Annotated in this window: 22 protein-coding genes; 12 read left to right on the plus strand and 10 right to left on the minus strand. The window is 62.9% G+C overall.

The window, feature by feature from the left end:
• Positions 1–41 precede the first annotated feature (41 nt).
• The 9 genes from ABXS05_RS15285 to ABXS05_RS15325 all read right to left on the minus strand — a co-directional run bounded on the left by ABXS05_RS15285 (position 42) and on the right by ABXS05_RS15325 (position 9639).
• A complete protein-coding gene (locus ABXS05_RS15285; protein ID WP_311944331.1) occupies positions 42–263 on the minus strand; it encodes a hypothetical protein in 222 nt (73 codons plus the stop codon).
• Between the two features lie 22 nt (positions 264–285).
• Positions 286–558 (minus strand): chaperone modulator CbpM, encoded by a 273-nt coding sequence (locus ABXS05_RS15290; RefSeq protein WP_376717785.1) that lies wholly within the window; start codon positions 556–558, stop codon positions 286–288.
• 2 nt (positions 559–560) lie between these two features.
• Positions 561–1463, minus strand: coding sequence for a DnaJ C-terminal domain-containing protein (locus ABXS05_RS15295; RefSeq protein ID WP_367624499.1), 903 nt, complete (start codon positions 1461–1463; stop codon positions 561–563).
• A 218-nt stretch (positions 1464–1681) separates the two neighbouring features.
• Positions 1682–3589, minus strand: coding sequence for a molecular chaperone DnaK (gene dnaK / locus ABXS05_RS15300; RefSeq protein ID WP_367624500.1), 1908 nt, complete (start codon positions 3587–3589; stop codon positions 1682–1684).
• A 306-nt stretch (positions 3590–3895) separates the two neighbouring features.
• Positions 3896–4531: a nucleotide exchange factor GrpE gene (gene grpE / locus ABXS05_RS15305; protein WP_367624501.1), complete on the minus strand. Its 636-nt coding sequence runs from the start codon at positions 4529–4531 to the stop codon at positions 3896–3898.
• A gap of 132 nt (positions 4532–4663) precedes the next feature.
• A complete protein-coding gene (locus ABXS05_RS15310) occupies positions 4664–4780 on the minus strand; it encodes a DUF2474 domain-containing protein (RefSeq protein WP_311944326.1) in 117 nt (38 codons plus the stop codon).
• The gene (cydB, locus tag ABXS05_RS15315) at positions 4780–5784 is read right to left on the minus strand and encodes a cytochrome d ubiquinol oxidase subunit II (RefSeq protein ID WP_367624502.1); all 1005 of its coding nucleotides are present in this window, start codon (positions 5782–5784) and stop codon (positions 4780–4782) included. Before cydB ends, ABXS05_RS15310 begins: the two co-directional genes overlap by 1 nt.
• A 5-nt stretch (positions 5785–5789) precedes the next feature.
• Positions 5790–7202 carry a cytochrome ubiquinol oxidase subunit I gene (locus ABXS05_RS15320; RefSeq protein ID WP_367624503.1) on the minus strand — a complete coding sequence of 471 codons (1413 nt, stop codon included), beginning with the start codon at positions 7200–7202 and terminating at the stop codon, positions 5790–5792.
• Between the two features lie 169 nt (positions 7203–7371).
• Entirely contained in the window at positions 7372–9639 is a 2268-nt protein-coding gene (locus tag ABXS05_RS15325) for an FdhF/YdeP family oxidoreductase (protein ID WP_367624504.1), read from the minus strand.
• Between the two features lie 72 nt (positions 9640–9711).
• Here ABXS05_RS15325 and ABXS05_RS15330 point away from each other — a divergent pair, with 72 nt between their 5' ends.
• From ABXS05_RS15330 to ABXS05_RS15375, 10 genes are all read left to right on the plus strand, one after another.
• Complete coding sequence (locus ABXS05_RS15330; protein ID WP_367624505.1) at positions 9712–10875, plus strand: bestrophin family protein; 1164 nt, start codon at positions 9712–9714, stop codon at positions 10873–10875.
• Between the two features lie 123 nt (positions 10876–10998).
• A complete protein-coding gene (locus ABXS05_RS15335) occupies positions 10999–11580 on the plus strand; it encodes an NAD(P)H-dependent oxidoreductase (RefSeq protein WP_311944321.1) in 582 nt (193 codons plus the stop codon).
• Between the two features lie 26 nt (positions 11581–11606).
• The gene (gene sfnG, locus ABXS05_RS15340) at positions 11607–12710 is read left to right on the plus strand and encodes a dimethylsulfone monooxygenase SfnG (RefSeq protein WP_311944320.1); all 1104 of its coding nucleotides are present in this window, start codon (positions 11607–11609) and stop codon (positions 12708–12710) included.
• A gap of 82 nt (positions 12711–12792) precedes the next feature.
• Positions 12793–13686, plus strand: a complete 894-nt coding sequence (locus ABXS05_RS15345; protein ID WP_311944319.1) for an ABC transporter ATP-binding protein — start codon at positions 12793–12795, stop codon at positions 13684–13686.
• Positions 13686–14582, plus strand: a complete 897-nt coding sequence (locus tag ABXS05_RS15350) for a branched-chain amino acid ABC transporter permease (RefSeq protein WP_367624506.1) — start codon at positions 13686–13688, stop codon at positions 14580–14582. Before ABXS05_RS15345 ends, ABXS05_RS15350 begins: the two co-directional genes overlap by 1 nt.
• 3 nt (positions 14583–14585) lie before the next feature.
• Positions 14586–15623: a branched-chain amino acid ABC transporter permease gene (locus ABXS05_RS15355; protein WP_367624507.1), complete on the plus strand. Its 1038-nt coding sequence runs from the start codon at positions 14586–14588 to the stop codon at positions 15621–15623.
• Between the two features lie 91 nt (positions 15624–15714).
• Positions 15715–17028, plus strand: a complete 1314-nt coding sequence (locus tag ABXS05_RS15360; protein WP_367624602.1) for an ABC transporter substrate-binding protein — start codon at positions 15715–15717, stop codon at positions 17026–17028.
• A 65-nt stretch (positions 17029–17093) separates the two neighbouring features.
• Positions 17094–17879 (plus strand): ABC transporter ATP-binding protein, encoded by a 786-nt coding sequence (locus ABXS05_RS15365; protein ID WP_367624508.1) that lies wholly within the window; start codon positions 17094–17096, stop codon positions 17877–17879.
• 28 nt (positions 17880–17907) lie between these two features.
• A complete protein-coding gene (locus ABXS05_RS15370) occupies positions 17908–19164 on the plus strand; it encodes an SfnB family sulfur acquisition oxidoreductase (protein WP_367624509.1) in 1257 nt (418 codons plus the stop codon).
• 131 nt (positions 19165–19295) lie between these two features.
• Positions 19296–19700 (plus strand): DUF3597 domain-containing protein, encoded by a 405-nt coding sequence (locus tag ABXS05_RS15375; protein WP_367624510.1) that lies wholly within the window; start codon positions 19296–19298, stop codon positions 19698–19700.
• A gap of 228 nt (positions 19701–19928) precedes the next feature.
• Here the strand turns inward: ABXS05_RS15375 and ABXS05_RS15380 are convergent, their stop codons facing one another.
• A complete protein-coding gene (locus tag ABXS05_RS15380; protein ID WP_311944311.1) occupies positions 19929–20939 on the minus strand; it encodes a GntR family transcriptional regulator in 1011 nt (336 codons plus the stop codon).
• A gap of 609 nt (positions 20940–21548) precedes the next feature.
• On the opposite strand from ABXS05_RS15380, the gene ABXS05_RS15385 reads away from it, so the two are divergent.
• Both ABXS05_RS15385 and ABXS05_RS15390 read left to right on the plus strand, forming a co-directional pair.
• Complete coding sequence (locus ABXS05_RS15385) at positions 21549–22625, plus strand: ABC transporter ATP-binding protein (RefSeq protein ID WP_367624511.1); 1077 nt, start codon at positions 21549–21551, stop codon at positions 22623–22625.
• Positions 22626–22676: 51 nt separating this feature from the next.
• On the plus strand, positions 22677–23576 hold the full coding sequence (locus ABXS05_RS15390; protein ID WP_367624512.1) for an ABC transporter permease: 900 nt from the start codon (positions 22677–22679) through the stop codon (positions 23574–23576).
• Positions 23577–23579: the final 3 nt, after the last annotated feature.

The following is a 23579-nucleotide window of genomic DNA, read 5'->3' on the forward strand; positions in this document are numbered from 1 at the left end:
TACTCCTTCCCAACCGCACCCTGGCCAGACATGAGGAACCGTCAGCCCCCCAGAAATGCGGGCGCCAAACTCTCTTCCACCATCTCCCGGGCGGCCTGGGGCGTCTGCTGGCTGCCGTCAATGTCGAGGCGGGTCGCTGCCTCGAACAGCAAGGCGCGTACATCGTCGGCGGAAAGAAGGCCCTTGGCCAGGAGCTTGCGCACCAGGGCCTGCAGGATGAGGACATCGATCCCCGGTTCGGACGCCATTGGGCTTTCGTTCATGCCACTCTCCCCCTGCCTCTAGCTAGGAACGCTCCTGCAGATCTCCACGCAGCTGCGCCAGGGCCTGGCGCAGCCCATGGAGCTGATCCATCAGATGCAGGATAACGTCGATACCCTCGTCATTGGCCCCGATATCGTTCTTCAAATCCTGGATCAGGCGCGCGCGTGCAATGTCGATCTCGGTGAATTGCACCCCCGCCTGCGTCTGCCGGGGAATGAGCCAGCGCTGCTCGAGCCAGAGTTCGAGCGTCTGCACCTGGATGCCGGAACTCGCCAGAAATTGCTGCTTGTTCATGCTCATGATGCTCTATCCTCGCGGGGATTGAAGTCCTTGCCCTTCCAGTTCGAAACAAAGGCTTCGAGTTCCGGATCGGGCCCTTTGGGAAGGACGATCTTGAGCCTGACGAACTGGTCGCCCTGTCCTCCCCCCCGACGCGGCGCCCCCTTGCCCTTGAGACGCAGGGTCGTGCCGGTGTTCGCCCCTTTCGGCACGGACATCGTTACATCGCCGCTCGGGGTGGGAACACGCACCCGCCCCCCGAGCACGGCCTCCGACAGCGAAATCGGCAATTCCAGCGTGATGTCGTCGCCCTCGCGCGTGAAGCGCTTATCCGGCAGGACTTCCACCTCGATCAAGGCATCGCCGGGACCGCCCGTACCGGCGCCCGGCGCGCCCTTGCCCTTCAGGCGCAGGGTCTGTCCATCGACCAGGCCGGGCGGAATCTTCACATCGAGCGTACCACCGTCCGGCAGGGTGAGGCGCTTGTTCGCTCCCATGACCGACTCGACGAACTCGATCGGCAGCCGATAGTGCAGATCCTGGCCGCGCCGGTTGGCACGCGCCCGCTGGCCGCGCCTCAGCAGCTCGGCAAACGCGTCCTCCCCGTCCATGAAGTCGGCAAAACCGGAGGCATCGGCATAGGGATGGTCGTGATCGGCGCCCGCATATTCGCGGTAGAAATGCTGGGGCGGGCGTTCCGCACCGCTCGCGTCGATCTCGCCATTGTCGAAGCGCTTGCGCTTGTCGGCGTCGCTGAGCAGGTCGTAGGCGCCCGCGACTTCCTTGAACTTCTCCTCGGCGCTCTTGTCGCCGGGATTGAGATCCGGATGCAGTTTCTTCGCAAGCTTGCGATAGGCGCTCTGGATTTCGGCCGACGATGCCGCTGGGGCAACACCCAGAACCTCGTAAGGATTTCTCACAACTTACTCCGATAGCATGTCCACGGCGTTTTGCGGTTTGACGGCTCACGGGTTTCAGGAGGCGCCCCATCGCGCCTCCGTTCGATGCTGGAAACGCCGGGACTCGGCCCGGCGCAGGCCCTCGATGCTAGAGCATTTTCACCGGCCAGTCAGGCAGGCTTCGCCTGGCGAGCAAAATGCCTTTCACGGCAGGATCGGCCTGCATACCTGCCGTCGGATCAACCCGATTTCTTTGCATCATTGTCGTCTACTTCGCTGAATTCGGCATCGACCACATCGTCTCCGCCGGCATGAGAAGTCGTATCGGGCGATGCGCCCGGCTGCGGCTGCGCATAGGCCGCCTCCGCCAGTTTCTGCGAGAGTTGCTGCAAGGCGGCCGCCTTGGCGGTGATCGCGGCTGCATCCTCGCCTTTCGCCGCCTCGTGCAGATCGGCCATGGCATTCTCGATCGCCCGGCGATCCGCCTCGGCTACCTTGCCGCCATGCTCGGCAACCGCCTTCTCGGTCGCATGCAGAAGGGCCTCCGCGCTATTCCTCGCTTCCACGGTCTCCCTGCGCTTCTTGTCCTCGGCGGCATGGGCTTCGGCATCCTTGACCATCCGCTCGATGTCGGCTTCGGAGAGGCCGCCGGACGCCTGGATCTGGATGCGCTGCTCCTTGCCGGTCCCCTTGTCCTTGGCGGAAACATTGACGATGCCGTTGGCGTCGATATCGAAGGTCACGTCGATCTGGGGCACGCCGCGCGGAGCCGGCGCGATGCCCATCAGGTCGAACTGGCCAAGCAATTTGTTGTCGGCCGCCATCTCGCGTTCGCCCTGGAAGACACGGATGGTGACGGCGTTCTGATTGTCCTCTGCGGTCGAGAATACCTGGCTCTTCTTGGCCGGAACGGTGGTGTTGCGTTCGATGAGGCGCGTAAAGACGCCGCCCAGCGTTTCCAGCCCGAGCGAGAGGGGCGTGACGTCGAGAAGCAGGACGTCCTTGACGTCACCCTGCAGCACGCCGGCCTGGATTGCGGCACCGACCGCGACGACCTCGTCGGGATTGACGCCCTTATGCGGCTCCTTGTCGAAGATCTTGCGCACGATCTCCTGGATCTTCGGCATCCGGGTCATGCCGCCGACCAGCACGACCTCGTCGATGTCCTTGGCCGCCAGCCCCGCATCCTTCAGCGCATTGAGGCACGGCTCGATGGTTCGCTGCACCAGGTCCTCGACCAGGGACTCGAATTTCGCCCGCGTCAGCTTGATCTGGAAATGCTTGGGGCCGCTGGCATCGGCCGTGATGTAGGGCAGGTTGATTTCCGTCTGGGTGATGGTGGAGAGCTCGATCTTGGCCTTCTCCGCCGCCTCCTTCAACCGCTGCAGGGCCAGCTTGTCCTTTCTCAGGTCGATGCCCTGCTCGCGCTGGAACTCGTCGGCCAGGTAGTTCACCAGGCGCATGTCGAAGTCCTCGCCGCCGAGGAAGGTGTCGCCATTGGTCGACTTCACCTCGAAGACCCCGTCGCCGATGTCGAGGATGGAGATGTCGAACGTGCCGCCACCCAGATCGTAGACGGCAATCTTGGCCTGCTTCTTCTTGTCGAGCCCGTAGGCAAGCGCCGCGGCCGTCGGCTCGTTGATGATGCGCAGCACCTCAAGCCCCGCAATCTTACCGGCATCCTTGGTTGCCTGCCGCTGCGCATCGTTGAAATAGGCGGGAACCGTGATGACGGCCTGCGTGACCTTCTCGCCGAGATTGGCCTCGGCGGTCTCCTTCATCTTCTGCAGGATGAAGGCCGAGATCTGCGAGGGCGAATAGGCCTTGCCCTGGGCCTCCACCCAGGCATCGCCATTGGCCGCCTTGACGATCTTGTAGGGGACCAGCGCCTTGTCCTTCTCCACGGTCGGATCGTCATAGCGTCGGCCGATCAGGCGCTTGACCGCAAAGATCGTGTTGGTCGGGTTGGTCACCGCCTGCCGCCTGGCCGGCTGCCCGACGAGACGCTCGCCATCGCCGGTAAATGCGACGATCGACGGCGTGGTCCTCGCGCCCTCGGCATTCTCGATGATACGCGTGTTCTTGCCATCCATGACTGCAACGCATGAATTGGTCGTTCCCAGGTCGATTCCGATGATCGTTGCCATGAAGGTGCTCCCTGTTATTGAATTTTGGACTGTGTGTTCTGCGTTTCTCGTCGTTGACGCTGCCTGGGCGTCTCAGGCAGCGGATTGGCCGCCTGGTGGCGAACGGCCGGATATCGTCGAATGCGATGCCATGATGTCCCGTCAGTGGGCGCCCTTCGCAGACGCTGGTCCTGATGCGACAGCAACAGACGTGCCAGACTGGATGCGCAGCAATATCAAAGACTTATCGGAAAGGTTTCAGCCCATTGGGACAACCTGTCCGTTCGACGCCGGACAAACTGTCCTCAGGCAGAGCCGGCCAGGCCGTCAGGGCTGCCTTCCGGCTCCGGGTTCCGCCGGCTGCCTCGGTCCGCCGCTGGAAACGCCGACCCTGGCCGGGCGCAAGGAGCGCGCTCCGATCGAATACCCGGCGTCGACGACCTTGCTGACGGTGCCGCTCGGCACCGAGGGATCGGGCACCTCGAACATGGCTTCGTGGAAATTGGGATCGAAGCGCTCTCCCAGGGGATCGAGCTTCCTGACACCATGTCTTTCCAGGGCACGCAGCAGCTCTTTTTCCGTGAGCTCCACCCCTTCGATCAGCGTCCTGACCGCCTCGTCGCCTTCACGGGCTTGCGCCGGCACATTGGCGATCGCGCGCTCGATATTGTCGGCCACCGCCAGCATGTCGCCGGCAAATTTCGCGATGGCATATTGGCGTGCATCGTTCAGGTCACGCTCGGCCCGGCGGCGGACATTCTCGGTTTCAGCGAGGGCCCGCAGCAATCGATCCTTCAGCGCGGCATTGTCAGTCTCGAGCCTGGCGATGACCGCTGCGGCATCCTCAGCCGGTCCGGCCGCGAATGGATCGCCCCGGTCCGTCGCCTTCGCTGTTGGCTCAGAGGCGTTTGCCGGCTCCGGTGACCCATGAATGTCGTTCTCGGGCTTGGCTCTTCTGGTCATTTCGCCTCCCTGTCGGATGCTTCCATATGAATGCCGCTATGCTGTATTCCCCGAAGGCAGAGACTTGCGGGCTGCATGAGCCCTGTTCCCGACTGTCCAACGCCGATCCGGCTCAAGAAGATCCATTCAGGTTTAGCGCAGAAGGCATAGCCGGATCACCGCCGCCACCGTCCCAAGCGTGGCGATGCTGGCGGCCCAGATCGCAACCATCCAGGCGAACCGTTTCCAGAAGGGCGCCTGCGGAGCCATCAGTGATAACCATGGACGCCGGCCTTGCCGCGAAATACCCAATAGGCCCAGCCGGTATAGACGAGGATGAGCGGGATGATGACAAGGGCCCCGACAAGCATGAAGGCTTGGCTTTCCGGCGGCGCCGCCGCCTGCCAGATCGTCACGGCGCGCGGCACCACATAGGGATAGATGCTGATCCCCAGCCCGATGAAGCCGAGCAGGAACAGCGCCAGGGCCATCAGGAAGGGCAGCCGCTCCCGCTCTCGCCGCAGGCTCCAGAAGAAGGTCGCCGTACAGATCGCCACAAGCAGCGGCACCTGGGCCGTAAGCAGCACGCCGGGCATGGCGAACCAGCGTCGCCAATAATCATAATGCAGGAATGGCGTGGCCGCGCTGACGGCGCCGAGCGCTAGGAGCGTGGCGACGCCCAGCCAGAACGCCAGGTGGCGGGCATGGCGCTGGCTCGTCCCTTCCGTCTTCCAGATCAGCCAGCTCGCCCCCAGCAAGGCATAGCCGGTCACCACGGCCAGCCCCGTCAACACACTGAAGGGGCTCAGCCAATCGAGCCAGCCGCCGGCATAGGCCCCGTTCTCGACATGGACGCCTTGCAGGATCGCACCGAGCGTCACGCCTTGTGCCGACGCCGCGACGACCGACCCAAGACAGAAAGCCGTGTCCCAGAATGGACGGTGGCGCGGATCGCGCCAGCGAAATTCGAAGGCGACGCCACGAAAGACGAGCCCGAGCAGCATGGCGATGATCAGCGGATATGTGGCCGGAAGGATGATGGCATAGGCCAGCGGGAAGGCAGCAAGCAGGCCGCCACCGCCCATCACCAGCCAGGTCTCGTTGCCGTCCCACACCGGTGCGATCGAGTTCATCGCCTGGTCGCGCTCCTCGCCCACGGCGAAGGTGGGGAACAGGATGCCGATACCGAGGTCGAAGCCGTCCATGACGACATAGGCCATCACCGCAAAGCCGATGACCGCCGCCCAGAAGATGGTGAGATCGATGCTGCCCATCCCGATCAATCCTTCGCCGCCATGGGAACGCCGACGCTTGCTGCGGGCGTGATACCGGCCGCGCGTTGCGGCAGGTTCGGTGGCTCGCTCTCGCCACGTCCAGGCGCCTTCGCCATCAGGCGCAACAGATAATAGGCGCCGGCCCCGAAAGCGCTGAAATAGACCAGCACGAAGGCAATCAGCGAGGCGGCAACGGCCGGCGCAGCGAGCGGCGAATGGGATTCGGCCGTTCGCAGCAGGCCATAGACCGTGAAGGGTTGCCGCCCGACTTCCGTCGTCACCCAGCCGGCAATCACCGCGACGAAGCCTGCCGGTCCCATGGCCACGGCGCCGCGATGCAGCCAGCGCCAGTCATAGAGCCTGCCCCGCAAGCGTGCGAGCAGGCTCCACAGGCCGATGCCGAGCATGGCGAAGCCGAGCGCCACCATGATCCGGAACGACCAGAAGATGATGGGGGTGGGAGGCCATTGGTCCCGTGGAAAATCGGTGAGGCCCGGAAGCGGTGCATAGGGATCGTGCCTGAGGATCAGCGAGCCGATATGCGGTATCGACACTTCGTAGCGCACGCGCCCTTCCTCGTTGTCCGGCAGGCCGAACAGCACGAGGGGCGCGCCATTGGGGCTGGGCTGGTAGTCGCCCTCCATGGCCAGCACCTTGGCAGGTTGATGCTCCAGCGTGTTCAGGCCATGGGCATCGCCCGCCAGGATCTGGATAGGCGCCACGATCGCCGCCATCCACATCGCCATCGAAAACATCTTGCGCGCACCGGCATTGCCGCGGTCCTTGAGCAGGTGCCAGGCGCCGACGCCTCCCACCACGAAGGCGGTGGTGAGATAGGCGGCGATCACGGTATGGACCAGGCGGAAGGGAAAGCTGGCCGTGAAGATGATCGGCAGCCAGGACCCCGCCGGTACGAACTGCCCGCTGGCATTGACGGCAAACCCCGCCGGCGTCTGCATCCAGCTGTTGACGGCAATGATCCACGTCGCCGAGATCAGTGTGCCGAGAGCAACCATGCAGGTGGCGAAGAAGTGCAGGCCCCGGCCGACCTTGCTCATGCCGAACAGCATCACGCCGAGGAAGCCGGCTTCCAGGAAGAAGGCGGTCAGCACCTCATAGGCCATCAGCGGGCCGATGATCGGGCCCGCCTTGGTCGAGAAGACCGACCAGTTCGTACCGAACTGGTAGGACATCACCAGGCCTGACACGACGCCCATGCCGAACACGACGGCGAAGATCTTCAGCCAGTAGCGATAGAGATTGGCATAGACGCCCTTGCCCGTCTTGAGCCACAGCCCTTCCAGCACCATCAGATAGCTTGCAAGCCCGATGGAAAACGCCGGAAAGATGAAGTGGAACGACACCGTGAAGGCGAACTGCGCACGCGCCAAGATCACCGCATCCAGTTGCCCAAGCAACGCCCCCTCCCCTCAAAGAAGCCGAAAGATACCGTCCCCGGGATTGGCTGGCGCCGGGGACCCTTTTGCCAAAGCGTTTTGCGATTTGGTTGAATCACCAAGGATCGCAAAGACGCGCCGAAACAAAGAGCCGGAGACAGGTCGCGGCTCCGGGAGACCGCATTTCGCCCTACGCCCCGACGACGCGTACCGGTATCGATTTGGCGGCCGGAGTCCCGCTGATCTTGTCGTAATATTCGAGAGGCAGCAGCGGATTGAGCTCGGGGTAATATCCCGCCACGGCCCCGCGGGGCATCGGATAATCCAGCACCGTCAGGCCCTCGACGCGACGCATGACCCCGTCGTCGCTGATGGTCTCCAGCGCGATGCGTGAGCCTGCGTCCAGACCTCGCGCCGCGCGATCCTCGGCATTCATGAACAGGATCATGCGGTCGTTGTAGACGCCGCGATAGCGATCATTGTTGCTGTAGATGGTGGTGTTGAACTGGTCATGCGAACGGACCGTGGCCAGCCGCAGCATCGACGGGTCGGCGACCGGGACATTCACGTCGAGACCGGGCAGAAGCAGGAAATTCGCCTTGCCGTTCGGCGTCGGCCAGACCCGCCGCCGTGGTGGCACATCGAGATGAAAGCCCTTGGGATCCTTTACCTTTTCCGCAAAGCCGGCATAGATGTCCGGATAGACCTCGGCGATCTTGTCACGGATGAGATTGTAGTCGTGGATGTAGCTCGCCCAGGCGACCTTGCTGTTGGGCAGGCTGGCGATGGCCATGCGGCAGACGATTTCCACTTCCGGCAGCAGATGGGCGCTGGCAGGCGTCAGCACGCCGCGCGAGGCGGTGACGTTCGACATGGAGTCCTCGATCGTCACGAATTGTTCGCCGGCTGCCGTATGGATCACCTCCGACCGGGAAATGACGGGCAAGATCAGCGCATCGCGTCCGTGAACGAGATGGCCGCGATTGAGCTTGGTGGCGATGCCGACCGTCAGGGCCAGCTTGCGCATCGCCGCATAGGATCTGTCGGTGTCGGGAATGGCGCGAACGAAATTGCCGCCCATGCCGATGAAGACCTTGGCCGTGCCCTTTTCCATCGCCTCCACGGATTCGACGGTGTGATGGCCGTGATGGCGGGGCGGCTCGAAGCCGAACACGTCGCGCACGCGGTCCAGATAGTCCTGGGAGGGTTTTTCATCGATGCCGACGGTGCGATCCCCCTGCACGTTCGAATGGCCGCGAATGGGTGAGATGCCCGCACCCGGCTTGCCGAAATTGCCCCGGAGGAGGAGCAGGTTGACGACCTGCTGGAGCAGGCGCGAGCCTTCCTGGTGCTGGGTGAGGCCCATGCCGTAGCAGATCATGGTTGCGCGCGAACGGATGTAGATCTCGGCGCAGCGGCGTATCTGGTCTTCCGCCAGTCCGGAGATCGCCACGATATCCGCCCACTCCTGCGCCATGACATCGGCGCGGATCACCTCCAGGCCGACGGTATGCCGGCTGACGAAATCCGCATCGATGATCTTCTCGCCTTGCGCCTCGCGCTCGAAGATCACCTTCATCATGCCCTTGAACAGGGCGAGGTCCCCCCCGATGCGGATATGGACGAATTCGCTCGCGATCGCCGTCGAGCCGAAGGTCGCCATCTGCACGACATCCTGCGGCTCGGTGAAGCGTATCAGCGCCCTTTCCGGCATCGGGTTGACGGCCACGATCGGCACTCCGCGTTTTCGCGCCTCGACCAGATTGGTCATCATCCGCGGCGAGTTGGTGCCGGTGTTCTGGCCGATGACGAAGATGGCCTCGGCGTGCTCGAAGTCCTCCATCACAACCGTGCCCTTGCCGACCCCGATGGAAGCAGGCAGGCCGCGGCTCGTCGGCTCGTGGCACATGTTCGAACAGTCGGGAAAATTGTTGGTCCCGAATTCCCGGACAAAGATGGAATACAGGAAGGCAGCCTCGTTGGGCGTGCGCCCCGAGGTGTAGAACTCCGCCTGATGGGGGCTTTCGAGCGCCTTGAGGTGATCGCCGATCAGCGCAAAGGCGACCTCCCAATCACAGGGGACATAGCGGTCGGACGCCGCATCGTAACGCATGGGTTCGGTCAGCCGGCCCTGCATTTCGAGCCAGTAGTCCGACTGCTCCATGAGTTCCGAGACGGTGTGCTTTTCGAAGAACTCCCGGGTGATCCTTCTCTTGGTCGCCTCGAAGGCCAGCGCCTTGGCGCCGTTCTCGCAGAATTCGAGGGTCTTCTTGTGGTCGGGATCGGGAAAGGCGCAGCTCGGGCATTTGAAGCCGCCGGGCTGGTTCATGGCGAGCAGCGCGCGCGACCCCTTGGTGACGACGCTCTGCTCCAACAGCACCTTGGCAGTCGCTGCAGCAGCGCCCCAGCCCCCTGCCGGATGATGGTACGTCTTATATTCAGGCTTGTTGTCGGCCATGCTCGAAACCGCTCCGCGGAAACTGTCGAGCACATAGTAAAACACTCTATCTATTTGAAATCTATAGACATTTTGTCCATTTTGCATGGACAAAATGTCCAAGAAATCGTGGATTTCCGGTACCAAGTCATTGACGTTTCGTCCGGCCCGGAGGTGGCACGAATGATGCCTTCAGAACAACCGCCCAAGATCGGAGAGTCCCCACCCTCGCTCGCTGCCATAGCCCCCTCGACCATGGCCATTGTCTGGACGGCACCGAGTTTCTCGACGATCGACGGCATCCAGTCCCGCAGGCAGGCGCCCGCACAAAGAGGAGATCGCGATGACAGGGACGGCTGCATGATCCTGCGCTCAAAGCCCAGCTTCAGGGACATCCTATTCGCCGTCAACGGCTCCATCTTGCCACGCATAGCGCCCCGTCTCCTCGCAATCGCATTTATCAGCGTGCTGGCGATTTATGCGGCACAGGAACATCCAGGCATCTTCGCGCGGATCAGTGCCATTCCCTTCACCTTGATCGGCATCGCCTTGTCGGTGTTCATGAGCTTTCGCAACAATGCCTGCTACGCCCGCTGGTGGGAGGGACGCAGGCTCTGGGGCGAATTGATCATCGCCTGTCGATCGCTCGCGCGCCAAACCTCCACCCTGGAAACCGATGACCGGCGCTTCCTCCTCCAGGGATTATGCGCTTTCTCCGCGGGCCTGGCGGCCCATCTGCGGGGCCAGGACGAATTGAAGGCCATCACGCCTTGGTTCGATCTCGGCACCGCATCGAACAATCCCAATCTCACAAATGCCGTCCTTGAACAGATTGGCAAATATTGCCTGACGCTGATGCATAGAGGGCGGATAGATCCCATCCACTATTCGGTCATCGAACAGCAGATCGGCGCCCTGACCGAGGTGCAGGGCGGATGCGAACGCATCGCCTACACGCCTGTGCCGTTTGCGTATTCCTTGTTGCTCCACCGAACGGCCCTCATCTTTTGCGTGACACTGCCATTCGCCCTCGCCGGCTCCCTGGATTGGTGGGCATTGCTTCCGGTTCTGCTCGTCGCCTACACGTTCTTCGGGCTTGACGCTCTCGGCCACCAGCTCGAGGAACCGTTCGGCCTGGAACCGAACGCATTGCCGCTGGACGCCTTGAAACGGACGATCGAACGGGAAATGCTTGCTCTCCTTGGCAGCGATGACCTCCCGGCTGCGATCAAGCCACGCAGAAACATACTGATGTAGTGTCAGCCCGGCCCGGGTCGAGAGGGGCGCAACTCGGCTCTCGCAGCCAGGACTCCGCCCCTTGACAGTATATAAATTATATAGAGTATATAAACAGAATATTTTTTAATCTGAGAACGCACCGTGCCCGATCATCGTCCGAAAATTCTCGGTATATCCGGCAGCTTGAGCCTGCCCAGCCGAACGACCGGACTGGTGCGCACCATCCTCGCCCGCTTCGAACATTTCGCGCAGGTCGAGCTGGTGGAACTGGCGAGCGATGCCGCGGCCCTGTTTGCGACGCATCCAAAGGGTCCGCGAACCGGGCGTGCGCGAGAGGTCATCGACGCGGTCGAAAGCGCTGATCTGCTGGTCGTCGCGTCCCCCATCTACCGCGCCTCCTATACGGGTGCCTTGAAGCACCTGTTCGACCTCGTCGACTATCGTGCCCTCGAAGGCAGGCCGGTTTTGGTGGCGGCAACCGGCGGAACCCCGCTGCATGCCCTAGCCATGGACCACCAGTTCCGGCCGCTGTTTGCCTTCTTCAAGGCCATCACGCTCCCGACCACCGTCTATGCGCTCGAGGGCGATTTTGCCGATCATGCCCTGGCCAGTGCCGAAGTTTCGGGGCGCATCGATCGCGCCGTCAGCGAAGCCCGCCTCCAGCTGCGCCTTTCCCACCCGCAGGGGTCTGGAACGGTCGTTCCGTTCCCTGCCACCGCCTGACCCCGCCATAAAACCAAGGATCCACCATGCCAGTCGAGCGTCAACGAGAACCGATCAAGTTTGCCTATTGGGTGCCCAATGTCTCGGGTGGTCTGGTGATCAGCTCGATCGAGCAACGTACGAGCTGGGAAATCGACTATAATCGCAAGCTTGCCCAGATCGCCGAACGGTCCGGCTTCGACTATGCGCTCAGCCAGATCCGCTTCACGGCGGGCTATGGTGCGGACAATCAGCACGAGCCCCTCACCTTCAGCCAAGCCCTGCTCGCTTCGACCGAGCGCCTCAAGCTGATCGTGGCCCTGCTGCCGGGCCCCTGGCATCCGGCCGTCGCCGCCAAGCAGATCGCAACCATCAACAACATCTACGGCGCCCGGGTGGCCGTGAACATCGTCAGCGGCTGGTTTCGCGGCGAGTTCACCGCGATCGGCGAGCCCTGGCTCGACCACGACGAGCGCTACCGCCGGTCGGAAGAATTCATCCGCTCGCTGCGCGGCATCTGGACCGAGGAGAGCTTCACCTTCAATGGCGATTTCTATCGTTTCCGCAACTACAGCCTGAAGCCGAAACCCATCGATCCGCAGCCCGAGATCTTCCAGGGCGGCTCCTCGCGCGCAGCGCGGGACATGGCCTCTCGCGTATCGGACTGGTATTTCACCAATGGCAACACCCCCGAGGAAATCAAGAAGCAGGTCGACGACATCCAGGCCAAGGCGCGCGAGAACGGGCATTCGGTCAAGGTCGGCGTGAATGCCTTTGCCATCGCCCGCGATACCGAGGCCGAAGCCAAGGCCGTGCTGGACGAAATCATTGCAAAGGCCATCCCCGAGGCGGTCCACGGCTTTGCCCATGAGGTGAAGAATGCCGGGAAGGCCTCTCCGGAGGGCGAAGGCAACTGGGCCAAATCGTCCTTCCAGGACCTGGTGCAGTATAATGATGGCTTCCGTTCCAACCTCATCGGCACGCCGCAACAGATCGCCGAACGCATCCTGGCGTTGAAGGAGGCGGGCGCCGATCTGATCCTGCTGGGCTTCCTGCATTTCCAGGAGGAGGTCGAATTCTTCGGCCGCGAGGTCATCCCCCTGGTCCGCAAGCTCGAAGCGGCGCAGCCCGTGGCTGTCGCGGCCGAGTGATCGCGCTCCGTTCCTTCCCGCCCCGCAACCGTTCCATCCTGCATCCCTGCCATCGGCAGGGATGACGGGCAGAGACACGCTCATGACCACGGCAACCAGCGCAGTGCTGCAGCCTGCCCCGTCATATCGGGATGTGCCACCGATCGAGGCCGTTGCAACACCCTCGACGCCAAAGACCGAACCGGCTCGGCGACAGGCTGCGCTGACGCTCGAACATATCAGCCTGTCCTTCGGAGGCATTGCGGCGCTGGGGGATGTCAGCTTTGCGGTGGAGCTCGGCGAAATCCGGGCCATCATCGGACCGAATGGTGCCGGCAAGAGTTCGCTTCTCAACGTCATCAGCGGCATCTATCGCCCTGACCACGGGCATATCGGCCTCGCCGGCCGTGACTTCCGGCAGGTGCCGGCGTCCAAACTCGCAACGCTCGGTGTTGCGCGCACGTTCCAGAACCTGGCTCTGTTCAGCGGGCTGGACGTGCTTGGAAATGTCCTGATGGGGCGGGCTGCCCTGCGGCACGCCGGTTTCATCGGCCAGATCCTGGGTCTGGGACAGGCACGTCGCGAAGACAAGGACGCCCGTGAGCGCGCCGAGCGCATGGTCGATTTCCTGGACTTGCAGCCGGTTCGCAACCGCCCGGTCGCAACCCTGCCCTATGGCCTTCAAAAACGCGTCGAATTGGCCCGGGCCCTGGTGGCCGAGCCTCGCATCCTGCTGCTCGACGAGCCCATGGCAGGCATGACGGCTGCCGAGAAGACCGAGATCGCCGAGGTCATACGCAAGGCGCAAAGGCAGTTCGACCTGACGATCGTGATGATCGAGCACGACATCGGCATGGTCATGGATCTGTCCGACAGGGTGGTCGTGCTCGATCACGGCCGCCTCATCGCAGACGGCACCCCGCAGGCGGTTCAGGCTGATCAGGCCGTGATCGATGCCTATCTCGGCGTGGCGCACGACGACCGGGATGGTGCGTGATGGCCGATTTTGATTGGGCCTTCCTGGTCGAGGTGCTGGTCGGAGGCCTTCTTTCCGGCGTGATGTACTCGCTGGTCGCGATCGGGTTCGTACTTGTCTACAAGACCTCGGGCGTTCTCAACTTCGCGCAGGGGGCGATGCTGCTCTTTGCAGCCCTCACCTTCGTCAGCCTGATCGAGCGGGACGTCCCCTTCATCGCGGCGATGGCGATATCACTCGCCATCATGGCCGCGCTCGGCTTGGCGATCGAGAGGGCCGTGTTGCGCCCGCTGGTCAACAAGCCGCCGATCACGCTGTTCATGGCAACGCTGGGCTTATCCTATGTCATCGAGGGCGCCGCGCAGCTTCTATGGGGCACCCAAGTCCATGCGCTCGATCTGGGGATCGACGATACCCCGTTTGAAATGGCCGGCGTGCTGATTTCCCAGTTCGACCTTTTCGCGGCGGGGGTTGCCGCCACGCTGGTGGCGATCCTGGCGGCATTCTTCAATTTCACGCGCATCGGCTTGAGCTTTCGCGCCGTTGCCGACGACCAGTTCGCGGCCTATGCGGTCGGCTTGCGGCTGCCACGGATCTGGGCTGCCGTCTGGACCGCCGCCGGTATCGTCGCCCTGGTTGCAGGGCTGATCTGGGGCTCGAGGCTCGGCGTCCAGTTTTCCCTTTCGCTCGTCGTGCTCAAGGCCCTGCCTGTCCTGGTCCTGGGCGGGTTCGACTCGATCCTGGGTGCCATCGTCGGCGGTCTGCTCATCGGCGCGTTCGAGAAGCTCTCGGAAGTCTATCTCGGCCCCTTCGTCGGCGGCGGCATCGAAGGATGGTTCGCCTATGTGGCGGCGCTCGTCTTTCTGCTGGTGCGGCCCGCTGGCCTGTTCGGCCAGAAGCTCGTGGAAAGGGCGTGAACCGTGACCGCTTTGACCGCTTCCAACCACGAGAACGCCGAAGCTCCCAGCCGTTCCTGGATCCTTCCCGCGGTACTCCTGATCCTCGCCTATGGCGTGATCCCGCTGGTCAGCAGCAGCTATGTGTTCGATGCCATCCTGACCCCCTTCCTGGCCCTGTCGCTGGCTGCCCTGGGGCTGAATCTGCTCACCGGCTATGCCGGGCAGCTTTCGTTGGGCAGCGCTGCGTTCATGGCGGTGGGTGCCTTCGCCGCCTATAATTTCAACCTTCGGATCCCCGGCCTGCCCCTGGTCGCGAGCATCGTCCTGGGCGGCGGTGTTGCGGCGCTGATCGGGCTCGTCTTCGGCCTGCCGAGCCTGCGGCTGCGTGGTTTCTACCTGGCAGTTTCCACCTTGGCGGCGCAGTTCTTCGTGCAATGGGCGCTGACCAAGTTCAGCTGGTTTTCCAACGACAATCCGTCCGGTGTCATCGACGCCCCGCCCCTCGGCGTGGCAGGCTTCCCGCTCGAAGGCCCGGCCGGCCGCTACCTGTTCACGCTCACCATCGTGGTTGTCGTCACCGGCCTTGCCGCCCGGATCGTCAAGACGCAGACCGGCCGCGACTTCATCGCTGTCCGCGACAACGAGCTGGCGGCCCGGGTCATCGGCGTATCCGTGCTGCGCACCAAGCTGCTCGCCTTCGTGCTGTCCTCCTTCATCATCGGCATTGCCGGATCGCTGTGGGCGTTCGCCTATCTGAGGACCGTCGAACCGGCCGGCTTCGATCTCGATCGTTCGTTCCAGATCCTGTTCATCATCATCATTGGCGGGCTCGCCACGATCCGCGGGGCATTCCTCGGAGCGGCCTTCATCGTGGTGTTCCCCCTGATCCTGTCTCGCCTGGGCAGCGCCTTGCTGGGCAGTACCTTCGATTCAGGCGCGCTCGACATGAGCCAGCGCATCGTGCTCGGCGCGCTGATCATCGTCTTTCTCATCGCCGAGCCGGACGGCCTGTCGGCGCTGTGTCGACGCACCCTCGACAAGATCCGCCCGCACCGCTGACCGCGATTTCTCCCAATCCTCGCCTGCCAACCCCGGAGCCACCATGCCGTCCCTTTCATTTCGCCTCGCCGGCGCCCTGCGCGCAACTACAATGGCTGCAGCCCTCGCCCTCACGACTCTGCCTTTCGCCCATTCGCAGGCTCGTGCGGACGAGCAGTATTTCCCGCTGCAAAGCTATCGGGTCGGCCCCTATGCAGCCGGCGGCACGGGCTTCTTCGGCGGCTTCATCGACTACCTCAATCTCATCAACACTCGCGACGGCGGCGTGAACGGCGTCAAGCTGACCTGGGACGAATGCGAGACCCAGTATGAAGTCGAACGGGGTGTCGAATGCTACGAACGTCAGAAAAGCCACAAGGACATCGCGACCTGGAACCCGCTTTCCGTCGGCATCGCCTATGCGATGATCGACCGCATCACCAATGACAAGGTTCCCCTGCTGACGATCAATCACGGCCGCACGGATTCGACCGATGGCAGCGTGTTCAAATATGTCTTTCCCCTGCTGCTCAATCCCTACAGCGAAACCTCCGGGATCGTGAACTACATCGCCGGCAAGTTCGGCGGGGTTGACAGTCTCAAGGGCAAGAAGATCGCCGTGCTCTATCACGGCTCGCCCTATGGCAAGGAGACGATCCCGATCTATGAGCTGCTGGCCAAGAAATACGGCTTCGAATTGCAGCAGATCGAGGTGCCTCACCCTGGCAACGAGCAGCAATCGCAATGGCTGACCATCCGGCGCTGGCGGCCCGACTACGTGGTGCTGCGCGGCTGGGGAGTCATGAACCCCGTGGCGCTCAAGACGGCCCAGAAGGTCGGTTTTCCTGCCGATCACATCGTCGGCAATGTCTGGTCCAATTCGGAAGAGGACGTCCTGCCCGCGGGTGCCGCCGCCAAGGGATATGTCGCGATCACGACCCAGGCGTCCGGCACCGAATATCCCGTGGTCCAGGAAATCGTCAAAACCGTCTATGGCGCAGGCAAGGGCAATCTCGACGACAAGAAGCGGATCGGCAGCGTCTATCACAATCTGGGCATCGTGAACGGCATCCTGAATGTCGAGGCCATTCGCATCGCCCAGGAAAAATTCGGCCATCGCACCCTCACCGGTGACGAGGTCCGCTGGGGGCTGGAACATCTCAAGCTCGACCCGGCCCGCGTGGAGGCTCTCGGCGCCAAGGGGCTTTTCCACTCCATCAACGTGACCTGGAAGAACCATGAAGGCGACGGCCTCGTCACCTTCCAGCAATGGGATGGCGCCAAGTGGAAGGTGGTATCCGACTGGATCGCGCCCGACTGGGCGTTGCTGCGGCCGATCATCGAAAAATCCGCCGCGGCCTATGCCGCCGAGCATCAGGTCAAGCCTCGAACCGAGGCGGATGCCGACAAGGCCGCCTCGAACTGAGGCGCGTCCCCTCGCCCTTTCGCAGCGGTGCACCCCAGGAAAGGTATTCGATGCCAAGGTCCTCGATGTCCGAACCAGTCCCCTTGCTTGCGGTCAATGCGATCGAAGCTGTCTACGGTGGCGCCATCGTCGCCCTGAATGGCGTGAGCCTGACAGTTGCGGCGGGAGAGATCGTCGCCTTGCTCGGCCCCAACGGGGCCGGCAAATCCACGACCCTCAAGGCGGTCTCCAACCTGCTGCCGGCCCAGCGCGGCCGGCTGATCGCCGGGACGATCCGGTTCGACAACGCGGAGGTGAACCGGCACAGCGCCTCCGCCCTGGTGCGGCGGGGGCTCGTCCAGGTGCTCGAGGGCCGGCACTGCTTTCGCTCGCTGAGCACGGAGGACAATCTCGTTACTGGCGGGCTGGCACGCGGCTCCAGCCGCCCGGAACTGGCGCGTGACCTGGAGCGCGTCTATGCGATCTTCCCGCGCCTGCGCGAGAAGCGAAAGACGATCGCCGGCCTGACCTCGGGCGGCGAGCAGCAGATGACCGCAATCGGTCGCGCCCTGATGTCGAGGCCACGCCTGCTGGTGCTGGACGAGCCTTCGATGGGGCTGGCACCGCTCGTAGTGCAGGACATCTTCGAACGGCTCACCGCCCTCAATATGTCGGAGGGCCTGTCCATTCTTCTTGCCGAACAGAACACCGCCGTGGCTCTGCGCCATGCCCATCGCGCGGTGCTGCTCGCTTCGGGGGGCTCGGTCCTGGAAGGACGGGCTGCCGAACTGAGGGGCCGTGCCGATCTCAAGGACATCTATCTCGGGCGGACTTCCTTCGCCGGCCCATCCGCGGTCTCGACCGCGGACTGATCTTCACCCTCATCTTAGGAATCGGCCCATGACGACAGCAGCTCAAGCCAAAGCATTTCCGGACATCGTCGCAGAAGGCGTATCTGCCCTCCCCCGTCCCTCCGAACCGGCGCACATCATCCGCAGCGACGCCGAAGCGATTGCGGTTGCCGAAGATCTTGCGGCGCAATTCGCCAAAGGCGCATCGGAGCGCGACCGCGAACGCATCTGGCCGGTCGCCGAACTCGACGCCTATTCCCAGAGCGGCCTGTGGTCGCTCAATGTCCCCAAGGCTTTCGGCGGACCCGAGCTTTCCTATGTCACCATCGATCGCGTGATTCAGATCATTTCGGCGGCGGATCCTTCGATCGGGCAGATCACGCAGAACCATATCGGGGTCGTCGCCGCCATCCGAACGGTCTCCGACGAGGCCCAGCAGAAGCTGCTGTTCGCCGAAGTGCTGGGCGGAACCAGGTTCGGCAACGCCTTCTCCGAATTCTCCTCCAAGCGGGCGGCCGATTTCGAGACGACGTTCAAGGATGAAGGTGACCATGTCGTCGTCACTGGCAAGAAATTCTATTCCTCCGGCGCGCTTCTCGCCCATCTGGTGCCGATCGTCGCGCTCGATGGCGAAGGCCGGGCCTGGTATGCGATTGCCGAGCGCGACGCCCCCGGCCTCACGGTGATCGACGACTGGTCGAGTTTCGGCCAGAAGACCACGTTGAGCGGCACGGTGATCCTCGACCACGTGAAAGTACCGAAGACCCATCTGGTCCCGGGCTATCGGGGCTATGATCGCCCAACGGCAGACGGCGCGATTTTCCAGATCATCCAGGCGGCGGTCGATACAGGCATCGCACAGGCAGCCATCAAGGATACCATCGCCTTCGTCAGGGGCGGCTCCAGGGCCTGGATCGACAGCGGCCTCGATCACGCCTGGCAGGACCCCTACACGATCCAGGCGATCGGCGACCTCACCTTGCGCCTTCATGCCGCCGAGGCGCTTCTCGAGAAAGCGGGCCTTGCCGTGGACAGGGCCGTTGCCGACGCCACGGCCGAAAGTGTGGCCAAGGCCCAGATCGCGGTTGCCGAAGCCAAGATCCTGTCGACGGAAGCGGCGCTACAGGCCACCAACAAATTGTTCGAACTGGCCGGCACACGCTCGACGCTGGGCGTTCACAACCTCGACCGGCACTGGCGCAATGCCCGTACGCATACGCTCCATGATCCCGTTCGCTGGAAGTATGCCATTCTTGGAAATTACGCGCTGAATGACGTCAATCCGCCTCTGCATGCCTGGAGCTGATCGGACCGCACTGTTGCAGCCCGGCAAAACCCGGCGCACAGTGGCCCTAGGGGAACATTTCGGCGCGTCCAAGCATTGATCAGTCAAGTTCAAGCGCAGCAGTCGAAGTTTCATTCAACGGAGATAGAAGCATGGGCATCTTCGATTCAATCAGCAACGCCATCTTCGGTCGTGCAAAGGCTGCAGAGGCCCCCCAGGCCCCCGCCGGTACACCCTCTGCTCCAACACCCTCTTCCAGTCCGGCTCCTGCACCATCCGGTTCGGCCGTTCCGCCGAGCACCGTCGACGTTGCTGCCGTCCTCGATCAAGCGGTCAAGGCCAGCGGACAGAACCTCGACTGGAAGCGCTCAATTGTAGATCTCCTCAAAGCCCTGAAGCTCGACAGCAGCCTTGCAGCTCGCAAGGAGCTGGCCGGAGAGTTGGGCTATACGGGCGATACGTCGGACTCCGCTGCGATGAATATCTGGCTGCACAAGGCCGTCATTGCAAAACTGGCAGCGAATGGGGGCAAGGTGCCCGCCGATCTACAAAACTGACCAGCCTTCCCGGCAAACCTCTTTTATCTTCCGCCGCCCGGCGGAGATCTTTCGAGGGTCTCTCTGCTCCTGGCTGGGCACTGAGAGCCAGTACCCCCATGAGGTGCAGGTTTCCAGACACGAAAACCGCCCAGGTTCGATCTCGACTGGGCGGTTTTCCATGGCAATTTTGGCTGCGGATGCCAGCAATCCGCGCTCGGGAAGGCCAGCGGGCAGCCGAGGAGACATTTACTCCGCGATCCTGGTCAGATAAGGCGCAATCGATTGCGGGGCTGGGATCACCGCGACGATCTTCATCTGGGCGATGTTGCGGTTCTTCGCCTCTTCCAAATGTGCATCGAACATCGCAGCCGCAGCATCGATGGCCCCGCGCGCCAGCAGTTCGACGATCAGGCGATATTCGGCAATGGCGATACGATCGCGCGGCAGGCCGAATTGGCGCAGCAGGCGCTCCGAGGCAACCACCGGCAACAGGTTGTCCCGTATCAGGTCGCGCAGCCTTTCGTTCGGGGTGGCCATCACGCAGGTCTCGACCAGTTTCGTCTCCAGATCCTCCCATTCGACCAGATCGGCATCCGATTCGGTCCTTTCAGCCTCGGACAGGCTTTCGAGCAAGGCGGTCAAACGTGAGCGATCGATGCGCGGCGCCGCCGACACCAGGGCGGGAGGCTCGAGGATGCGCCGCAGGGCAAAGCGGTCCTTGATCGATTTTGCCGTGAGCGGGCCGGCGATCCAGTGGGAACTCTGGTTCTTATGCACCAGCCCCCTTTCCTGCAGGCGTCCGAGCACGTCGCGCACCACGGTGCGGCTGACATGGAAATGATCCGCCAGCTCGATCTCGATGATACGATATTGCCCGAACACGACACAGGCCGCGACGTCCGCCTCGATGGAATCATAGATGCGCTCCCAGGTCGACCGGCTTTGCAGCGCCTCGTCGATGGCCTCGGGCACCACCAGGCCCAGGGTCTTGATATCGGTGCGCACCGGGGCGATGCGCCGTCCCGGCGCCCCAACGAGATAGCCGCGCCCATCGAAACGATGGATGAGCTGCTCCGCCTCCAGGTGCAGCAGCGCCCTCTGGACCGGGGCACGCGACGTCTGGAAGATCTCGGCGATCGGCCCTTCGAGCAGGACCAGCCCCTTCGGCAGAAGCCCGTCGGCAATATTGGTGCGCAAGACGTCTTCGACGATTTCGTAGCGCCGCTGGGCGGTCTGGCGAGGCTTGGACGATGGCATGCCGTAAACGGACCTCCTTGCGGGTGTCATCGCAGACCGCCGCTCGAACTGCCCGTGTCTACCGCGTTTGGCACATCCTGTCCCACATTCGGATAAATGATCTTTGCATACTATAGTGCAATTTTGGCTGTGGAGAATGCATTTTCACCGATTTTCGGCAAAATTTTCGATAGACCTCGTCGTCACCACCCACTCCCTTCAACACCCACACCAGCCCCCGACCGCCCGTCACGACCCCGACGAGCACGTCGCATGTCGTAACAAACACGAGAAAACGCAGCCTAAACGGCCAATTCTCTACAAAAATTGCCCAGACTCCACCAATCCTTCACCGAGAGTCCAAATTCGATGCCCGCCCGGAATTTGGGCAGCCGATGCACAAAAAAGATTGTTGCATACAAAAATCGATTGAACTAAGATCCAAGCACTCATTGCCGAAGAAGCAATGCAGAGGCGAACTGAATTAAGCAAGTTGATAAATATTGGATCGGACGCAAACGTATTGCGCCCGCATGATATTTATCACCTGAAATCATGGCAAAGATGGATCGTGTTATTCCTAGGAATAACAGGGCGTCCGTGTGGCATGATACGATCTGGGAGGCTCGTTTGGCAGATGTACTTCGTCTTTCCGGCATCAGGAAGTCCTATGGCGACCTGCAAGCGCTGGATGGTATAGACCTCGCCATCCCCGACAATGCCTATGTGTCGCTCCTAGGCCCCAGCGGTTCGGGCAAGACCACGCTTCTGCGCGTGATCGCGGGTTTTGAAAGCCCTGACCAGGGCAGCGTCACCCTCGGCGGCAGCCCCCTCGACAATGTCCCGGCACATCGGCGCGGCATCGGCTTCGTCTTCCAGAATTTTGCCCTGTTCCCGCATCTCTCCGTGGCCAGGAATATCGCCTACGGCCTTGAAAACCGGGAGATCGCCGCACTGACCGATCGTGCTGCCATTCGCCGCAAGGTCGCTGAGATGATCGAGCTGGTCGGCCTGGCCGGCCTGGAGGATCGCGGTGTCGCCCAGATCTCCGGCGGCCAGCGCCAGCGCGTGGCCTTGGCGCGAACGCTGGTGACCGAACCGCGCCTCGTGCTGCTCGACGAGCCGCTGGGTGCCCTCGATGCCAATCTGCGGTCCCGCATGCGGGCGGAGCTCCGGAGCATCCGCGAGCGTCTCGGCGTCACCTTCCTGCATGTCACCGGCAGCGAATCCGAAGCCCTGGCCATGGGCGATATCGTCTTGGTGCTCGATCGGGGCCGGATCGCCCAGTCGGCGAATGCCGACACGATCTATAACCGCCCCGCCGCCCCTTCCGTCGCGCGGTTCCTCAACTGCTACAACCTGTTCGAGGGAACACTCTCGGGCGAGGCCTTCGTCGGGCCGGCAGGCAGTTTCCCGATCGAGGGCAGCACGCGCCTTGCCGGCGGAAAAACCGCCTATGCCGTCCGCTATGACCGCATCCAGGTGCGCCCGGCATCGTCGGCCCTGGCGAGCGACGAAGCGGGCGTCGAGGCCGCCTTCGTCGCCAGCGAATATAGCGGCGCCGCCGTGAACTCCTTCTTTGCCCTCGACAGCGGCCAGGTGGTGGAGGTGGAGACCCATCTCAGCCATCGCCCTCCCGCCGACTACGCGCCGCAGGAGCGCTACGGCCTCGTCTGGAAGCGCGACCTCGCGCTCCTCTTTGCCTGAGCGACGCCCATGGCTCTTGCTGACCCACGACCCGGAACGGAGATCGACTGGATGACGACGCCTCCCGGCAGCGAAGCGGCGGCGCCGCAGGCTGCATCGCCGCGCAGGTCCGGCAACAAGACACTATGGCTGCTGGCCCCGGGCGTCGCGTGGATGGTGCTCTTCCTGCTCGTCCCTATCCTGATGATGGTCTATGTCTCGTTCTGGACGCAGACCACCTTCAAGATCGAGCCCATCCTCACCACCAAGAGTTGGGTTGCCTTCTTCACGAGCGACACCTATCTCCAGGCCCTCTGGACCACGATCCGCATCTGGCTGACGGTGCTGGTCGCCACCCTGGTGATCGGTTACCCCACGGCCCTGTTCGTGGGCCTGTTCGTGCGCAACAAGGCGCTGCAGACCACGCTCCTGGTGCTGTGCGTCATCCCGTTCTGGACGTCCTTCCTGATCCGCGTCCTCGCCTGGCGGCCGATGCTGGGCAAGGAAGGGGCCATCAACCTGATCCTGCTCAAGGCCGGCATCATCACCCAGCCGATCGAGGCGCTGCTCTTCTCCGACCTGTCGGTGGTGATCGGCATGACGCAGATCTACTGCGTCTTCATGGTCGGCCCCATCGCTTTCATGCTCGGGCGGATCGACCCGAACGTGATCGAGGCGGCGCGCGATCTCGGCGCCGGCTTCTGGCGCATCTTCCGCACCATCATCCTGCCGCTGTCCATGCCCGGCGTGGTCGTCGGCTCGATCTTCGTCTCGGTGATGGTGCTGGGCGAATTCGCCACGTCCGCAGCCCTGTCCGGACGCAAAGTCAATCTCCTCGGCAACATCATCGTCACCCAGGTCGGTTCGCTCAAATGGGCCTTCGCCGCCGTGGTCGGCGTCGTCCTGACGATCGTCATGGGGGCCGTGGTCGCTGCCCTGCTGCGCGTCGTCGATCTCAGGAAGGAGCTCTGAGCC

This window comes from Labrys neptuniae, assembly GCF_040797145.1.
Taxonomy (GTDB): Bacteria; Pseudomonadota; Alphaproteobacteria; order Rhizobiales; family Labraceae; genus Labrys; species Labrys neptuniae.